The 6,834-nt window shown below is 70.1% G+C and carries 5 protein-coding genes and 1 tRNA gene; 2 read left to right on the top strand and 4 right to left on the bottom strand.

All coding sequences use genetic code 11. The features are described 5' to 3' along the window. A partial coding sequence (locus tag CEK68_RS21220; protein WP_226977832.1) for a hypothetical protein occupies positions 1-283 on the top strand: 283 nt, incomplete at its 5' end. Positions 284-290: 7 nt separating this feature from the next. Here CEK68_RS21220 and CEK68_RS09835 read toward each other — a convergent pair. The 4 genes from CEK68_RS09835 to CEK68_RS09820 form a co-directional block, all read right to left on the bottom strand. Next, positions 291-1,250: a homoserine kinase gene (locus tag CEK68_RS09835; protein ID WP_152239275.1), complete on the bottom strand. Its 960-nt coding sequence runs from the start codon at positions 1,248-1,250 to the stop codon at positions 291-293. A 5-nt stretch (positions 1,251-1,255) separates the two neighbouring features. Beyond that, complete coding sequence (gene thrA, locus CEK68_RS09830; RefSeq protein WP_152239274.1) at positions 1,256-3,700, bottom strand: bifunctional aspartate kinase/homoserine dehydrogenase I; 2,445 nt, start codon at positions 3,698-3,700, stop codon at positions 1,256-1,258. 544 nt (positions 3,701-4,244) lie between these two features. Beyond that, complete coding sequence (locus tag CEK68_RS09825; protein ID WP_226977831.1) at positions 4,245-4,577, bottom strand: hypothetical protein; 333 nt, start codon at positions 4,575-4,577, stop codon at positions 4,245-4,247. Positions 4,578-4,992: 415 nt separating this feature from the next. Then, positions 4,993-5,069, bottom strand: a tRNA-Arg gene (locus CEK68_RS09820). A 170-nt stretch (positions 5,070-5,239) separates the two neighbouring features. Between CEK68_RS09820 and CEK68_RS09815 the strand changes: the two genes are divergently transcribed. After that, positions 5,240-6,772: an aldehyde dehydrogenase family protein gene (locus CEK68_RS09815; protein ID WP_017909982.1), complete on the top strand. Its 1,533-nt coding sequence runs from the start codon at positions 5,240-5,242 to the stop codon at positions 6,770-6,772. Positions 6,773-6,834 lie beyond the last annotated feature (62 nt).

The raw sequence follows: 6,834 nt of genomic DNA, 5'->3' as shown, positions 1-6,834 counted from the left end.
GCTCCGGGTCCGCGTCCATCGCGGGGATCCGCGGAAGGGGCATCCTGCCCCTGCCGCGGACGGCGTACATCCATGTACGCCGCCCTTCGGGTATTTCCCCGCGATGGCTGCCGCTTCGGAAGGGAACCCGGTACGGCAACAGCAACAACAAAGCAAAAGCAAAGACCAGAGCGACAGCAACAGCAACAGCGACTGCAAAAGCAAAAGCAAAAGCAAATTCAAAATCGGCAACAGCAACAACACTAGCGACAGCAACAGCGGCGCCGACAACGCACCGCTCTGATAAGTGGCTACAGCAACGCCGCACCCGGACACTGCAACGGCGACACCCAGTGCTGGCTACCGAAACCAGCGTCCGCGAAAGCCGCCTGCACCGCCGGCGCCGCGGCCTCCGCCTCGGCACGGCTGGCGAACCAGGCGAACACACTCGGACCAGCGCCGGAAATGCCCGCACCCATCGCCCCCGCCGCCAGCGCCGCCGCCTTGGCCGCGTCGAAGCCGACGATCAGCGGCGCGCGCCGCGGCTCGATCAGCACGTCGCGCAAGCCGGCGCGTACCAGCGCCTCGTCGCCGGCATGGCAACCCGCCAACACCAGCGCCAGGTTCGCGCTCTGCGCCACGAACTCGCCGAGCCGGTATTCCCCTGCCAGCGCCGCACGCGCGTGGCGCGTCTCCAGCGTCGCGTCCGGATGAACCAGCAGGCTGTGCCAGCCGCTCGGCACCGGCACCGGCACCAGCCGCTCCAGGGTCGACAGCACCAGGCCGCCCAGCAGCATCGGGCCGAGGTTGTCGCCATGGCGGCTGCCGCTGGCCACCGCCTCGCCGTCCAGCGCATAGCGATACAGTTCGTCGCGCGACAGCGGCGCGGCAAGCAAGGCATTGGCCGCCACCAACGCGGCCACGCACGACGCGGCCGAGCCGCCCATGCCGGAGCTGAGCGGGATGCCCTTGTCGATCTCCAGTTCGAAGCCGAACGGCAGCGCCAACGCCTCGCGCAGCGACATCAACGCGGCACCGGCGGTGTTGCGTGCGGCCTCCAATGGCAAGGCCACGGTAGTGCCACGGATCGCGGCGATACGCACCTCCGGCGCGTCGATGCGGCGCACCGTCACCGTGTCGCCGACGCCTTCCACCGCATAGCCCAGCAGGTCGAAGCCCACCGCCACGTTGGCCACCGAGGCCGGCGCGAACGCGCGCGCCTGCGTCGGCAGCGCGGCCGGGCCTGCGGCGCTCGCTGCCAGCGTCTGCATCCGGCTCACAGGCGCGCGCCCTCGCCCGCCGCGACCCGCAGCAGGTCGGCGAACACGCCGGCGGCGGTCACTTCCGGGCCGGCGCCCGGCCCCTGCACAACCAGCGGATTGTTGCAGTAGCGGCGGGTGGTGAACTGCACCACGTTGTCGGTCAGACGCAGATTGGCGAAGGCATGGTCGGCCGGCAGTTCCACCAGGCCCACGCTGGGTGCATGGCCCGGCGCCAGCCGCGCCACGTAGCGCAGCACGCAGCCGCGCGCCCTGGCCGCCTGCAGGCGCTGCGCGAACACCGCATCGACCTCGTGCAGGCGCGCCATGAAATCGTCCACGCTGGCCTGGCGCAACGCTTCCGGCACCAGGCTTTCCACCGCCACGTCCTCCAGGCTCAGCTCGTGCCCGGCCTCGCGCGCCAGGATCACCAGCTTGCGCGCCACGTCGGTGCCGGACAGGTCGTCGCGCGGGTCCGGCTCGGTGTAGCCCATGCCGCGCGCCTCGGCCACCAGTTGCGCGAACGGCAAGCTGCCGTCGTACTTGTTGAACAGCCAAGCCAGAGTGCCGGAGAAGATGCCTTCGATCGCGGTAACGGCGTCGCCGGTATCGACCAGGTCGCGCAAGGTGGTGATCACCGGCAGGCCGGCACCGACCGTGGCTTCGTAGCGGAAGCGCGCGCCGCTGGCGGCGGCCGCGGCGCGGATGGCGTGGAAGCGCGGCAGTGGCCCGGCGCCGGCCTGTTTGTTCGGCGTGACCACGTGAATGCCGGCGGCCAGCCAGCCGGCGTAGCGGTCGGCGACGTCGGCGCTGCCGCTGCAGTCGATGATCACCGCATGCGGCAGATGCGCCGACAGCAGGTGCGCGGTGAACGCGTCCAGGTCGGTCGGCTGCTGGCCGGCGGCCAGCGCCTGCCGCCAGTCGCCGGCGAAGGCGCGCGGCTCCAGGCGCATCGTGCTGCGCGAGGCGACCGCGCGCAGGCGCAGGTCGAGGTTGGCCTTGGCCAGCAGTTGCGGCTGCGCGGCGCGCAACTGGTCCAGCAGCGCCGCACCGACGTTGCCCGGCCCGATCACGCCGACCGAGAAGGTCTGCGGCGACAGCCAGAAGCCGGCATGCGCGGCGCGCAGCGCCTTGGTCGCGTGCGCGCTGTCGATGGCCACCGAGATGTTGCGCTCGGACGAGCCCTGCGCGATCGCCAGGATGTTGACCTGGGCGCGGCCCAGCGATTCGAACAGCCGCGCGGCCACGCCGGGCTGCCCGGTCATGCCGTCGCCGACCGCGGCCAGCACACTGATGCCGGTGGTCAGCTGCACGCGCTGCACCTGGCCCACCACCAGTTCGTGGGCGAACGCGGAGAGCACCGCGTCGCGCGCGCGTTCGGCCTCGTTCTGGCGCACCACGCAGCAGATGGAATGTTCGGACGACCCTTGCGAGATCATCACCACCGACACCCGCGCGTTGCGCAGTGCGGCGAACACGCGCTCGGCGGTGCCGGGCACGCCGATCAGGCCGGTGCCTTCGAGGTTGAGCACGGCCAGGTCCGGGCTAAGCGTCAGCCCCTTGATCGGGCCGCTGGTGGCGCTGCTGGCGGTGATGCGGGTGCCCGGGTGCTCGGGCTGGAAGGTGTTGCGGATGATGATCGGCAGGCCGCGCTCGATCGCCGGCGACATGGTTTGCGGGTGCACCACCTTGGCGCCGAAATAGGCCAGTTCGCAGGCTTCGTCGTAGCTGAGCGTTTCCAGTTGCACCGCTTCGGGCACGACCCGCGGGTCCGCCGAAAGCACGCCGTCGACGTCGGTCCAGATGTGCAGCTCGGCGGCGTCGAACAGCGCGGCGAAGATCGCGCCGGAGTAGTCGCTGCCGTTGCGGCCGAGGGTGGTGATGCGGCCGGCGCGGTCGCGGGCGACGAAGCCGGTGACCACGATGCGCGGCTGCGGGTGCTCCGCGCGCCATTGCGCCAGGCGCTGCGCGCTGGCGGACCAGTCCACGTCCACGCCCAGTTCGCCGCGGTCGACCACCAAGACCTCGCGCGCATCCAGCACCGCGCACTCCTCGCCCAGCGCACGCAGGTGGTCGCCCAGCAACTGCGCCGAGTACACCTCGCCCAACCCCTGCACGCGGTCCAGCACTTCCCGCGGCAGTTCGCCGATCACCGCCAGCGCGGCGAGGATCTCGGCCAGGTGCTCGAAGCGCGCGTCCAGCCATTCGACCGTGGCGCCGGCATGTTCGCCGAGCAAGGCCACTGCGGCGGCGCGATGGCGGGCACGGGTTTCGTGCCAGCGCTCGCGCCAGTCGCCGTGGCCGCGCGCGGCCAGTTCGGCCAGGCCGATCAACGCATCGGTGACGCCCTTCATCGCCGAGACGACGGTGACCTGGAGACGTTCCGGGCGCGCCAACAGCAGTTGCGCGACATGACGGTAGCGTTCGGCATCGGCCACCGAGGTGCCGCCGAACTTGTGCACGACAGTGGCGGCGGCGAGCGCGGGATCGACGGCGGAATCGGGCGAAGCGGCGACAGCAGGAGCGACGGCGGGGGGCGACATGGAAGACCTCGGAGTGGAGGCCCCGCTCGCATCAGGCTGAGGGATTCCCCCGCATCCTGATCCGGGTGCGGGGCCGTGGTGTTCGACGATCAGACGAAGACGACGGGCCGCACCGGGCGAATGGTGAGGGTGGTAATACCGGTGGTAATGCCCGCAGCAGCGCCCGCCGCGTGCCGAAGCGAGCGCGGAAGCGAGATGGCGATAGGGGCGAAGACCAGAGGCATGGACGCAAGAGGACATCATGCGCCGGGGCGCTGTCAAGCGCCGCGTGTGCGACCGCAGCATCGGCGCTGCGGCCCTGGCAAACGGTTGCAAAAGTGACTATCGCGCCAAGCCAGGAAACACCACGTTAAGGCCACCAAGCAGGGTGCGCCGGGTGACACGCAACGCCGTCCAAGCAGGCCTGAGCGTCGACACGCAGCGAACGCGCGACGCCGCCGGCGCCGCGCGTTTTGCGCAACCGTTACTGCTGCTTCTGATCGGTCGGCGGCTGCTGCTGCGGATCCGGGTTGGCAGGATCCTGGGGGGTAGTCGGGCTGGTCGGAGACGTCGTGGTCGGCGGTACGCCCTGCGACGCGTCCTGGCCCTGCATCGTGCCTTGCCCGGTCGCGGTGCCGCCGGCATCGCCGCTGGTGGTGCCGGCCGGGGCGGTGCTGCTGCCTGCCGGGCTGCCGTCGGCCGCTGCGGGCGGGTTGGCCGCATTCGGATCGGTGGCCGGTTGGTCGCCGTCGCGCTTGCAAGCCGCAAGCGCAGCCAGCATCGAACCGACCAGGACCATCTTCATTGCTGTTTTCATCTGTGACTCCTGCTTCGCATAGGGGTGGGAATCGCTGCGGGCGTGCCGGCAAGCCGGCGATCACGCCAGGCCCGAGGCGATCAGGACCGCCGATGCGCGGCGGCGATCGTCCCGTCGCACGGAGTTGCGGGCGGGACGCTGGTGGCGGACGTGGCGGAGGCGACTCCGTCCTCGTCGTCCATCGGCACTGCAAAAGTAGAGTACGCGGCGCGAATCGCCGCCAAGCGCAGTGGCCGACGGACGCAGCCTACGCAGGACGATGCTCAGGCCGCGTCGGTACAAGGTGTAGAGGACGTTATTGCAGACAGATCGGACACCGCGCGATTCACCATCGCGGCCGCTGCGCAGGAGGCATGGGCAGGCAACGCGATGGCCGCTGGCGGCGCCGCGGCCACGGCGGACGGCATGCACGAAATGGTGACCCCGGCGCGATTCGAACGCACGACCTGTCCCTTAGGAGGGGACCGCTCTATCCAGCTGAGCTACGGGGCCATTGGCCTGGCGGGGATTCTACGGCATGCCAATGCGTTTTTTTGCGCTCGCCAGCCGCCCCCGCCAGCGGCGGCGGCCGGATGCGTCCGGTCTGCTAAAATTGCCGGCTGCGCGTCCCGCGTCCCCCGCCTGCGGTCGCCTTCCCTGTCGCAACGAACCCAGGAGATTCCATGTCCGCTGACCTGCTCAAGGCGCTCGGCCTCGCCGCCACCAACTCCGGCACCTATCTCGGCAATGGCGAGTGGTCCAGCGCCACCGGCGCCGGCGTGCTGCAGCCGCTCAACCCGTCGAGCAACGACATCATCGCCGACGTCCAGGCCACCACCGAGCAGGACTACGAAACGGTGATCGCCCGCGCCCAGGCCGCGTTCAAGGTCTGGCGCACCACCCCGGCGCCGCGCCGCGGCGAAGCGGTGCGGCTGTGCGGCGAAGCGCTGCGCAAGCACAAGGACGCACTGGGTTCGCTGGTCGCGCTGGAAATGGGCAAGAGCAAGCCGGAAGGCGATGGCGAAGTGCAGGAGATGATCGACATCGCCGATTTCGCGGTCGGCCAGAGCCGCATGCTGTACGGCTACACCCTGCATTCGGAGCGCCCCGGCCACCGCATGTACGAGCAGTACCAGCCGCTGGGCCTGGTCGGCATCATCAGCGCGTTCAACTTCCCGGTCGCGGTGTGGAGCTGGAACGCGTTCCTGGCGGCGATCTGCGGCGACATCTGCATCTGGAAGCCGTCCAACAAGACCCCGCTGACCGCGATCGCGTCGATGAAGATCTGCAACGAGGCGCTGCGCGACGCCGGTTTCCCGGACATCTTCTTCCTGATCAACGACGCCGGCGTGGCCCTGTCCGAGCGCCTGGTCGAGGACACCCGCGTCCCGCTGATCAGCTTCACCGGTTCCACCCAGGTCGGCCGCGTCGTCGCCGAGAAGTGCGCGCGCCGGCTGGGCCGCTGCCTGCTGGAGCTGGGCGGCAACAACGCGATCATCCTCGACGAGAGCGCCGACCTGAAGCTGGCGGTGCCCGGCATCGTGTTCGGCGCCGTCGGCACCGCCGGCCAGCGCTGCACCACCACGCGCCGGCTGATCGTGCACGAATCGATCTACGACACCGTGCTGGCCACCCTGGTCAAGGCCTACAAGCAGGTCGAAGGCAAGATCGGCGACCCCACCGACCCGGCCAACCTGATGGGCCCGCTGAACAGCCGCGGCGCCGTCGAGCAGTTCCTGGACTCGATCGCCAAGGCCAAGGCCGCCGGCGGCACCATCGAGACCGGCGGCACCGCGCTGGACCGCCCGGGCAACTTCGTGCTGCCGGCCATCGTCACCGGCCTGAAGAACAGCGATGAAGTGGTCCAGCACGAAACCTTCGCGCCGATCCTGTACGTGATGAAGTACAGCACCCTGGACGAGGCCATCGACATGCAGAACGGCGTGCCGCAGGGCCTGTCCTCGTCGATCTTCACCCAGAACCTGAAGGCGGCGGAGAAGTTCCTGTCCGCGGCCGGCAGCGACTGCGGCATCGCCAACGTCAACATCGGCACCTCCGGCGCCGAGATCGGCGGCGCCTTCGGCGGCGAGAAGGACACCGGCGGCGGCCGCGAATCCGGCTCGGACGCGTGGAAGGTGTACATGCGCCGGCAGACCAACACGATCAACTACTCCGATTCGCTGCCGCTGGCGCAGGGCATCAAGTTCGATCTGTAACGCGGCGAGCGCGGCGGCCCGCACCCTGCGGCCGCCGCCCCTTTCCTTCTGCAAGGAGCGAC

Origin of the sequence: Xanthomonas sp. LMG 12461, assembly GCF_009192935.1 — a bacterium.
GTDB lineage: Bacteria > Pseudomonadota > Gammaproteobacteria > Xanthomonadales > Xanthomonadaceae > Xanthomonas_A > Xanthomonas_A sontii.
Note: the sequence above shows the minus strand (reverse complement) of the source record. Positions and strands in the feature narration are given on the sequence as shown.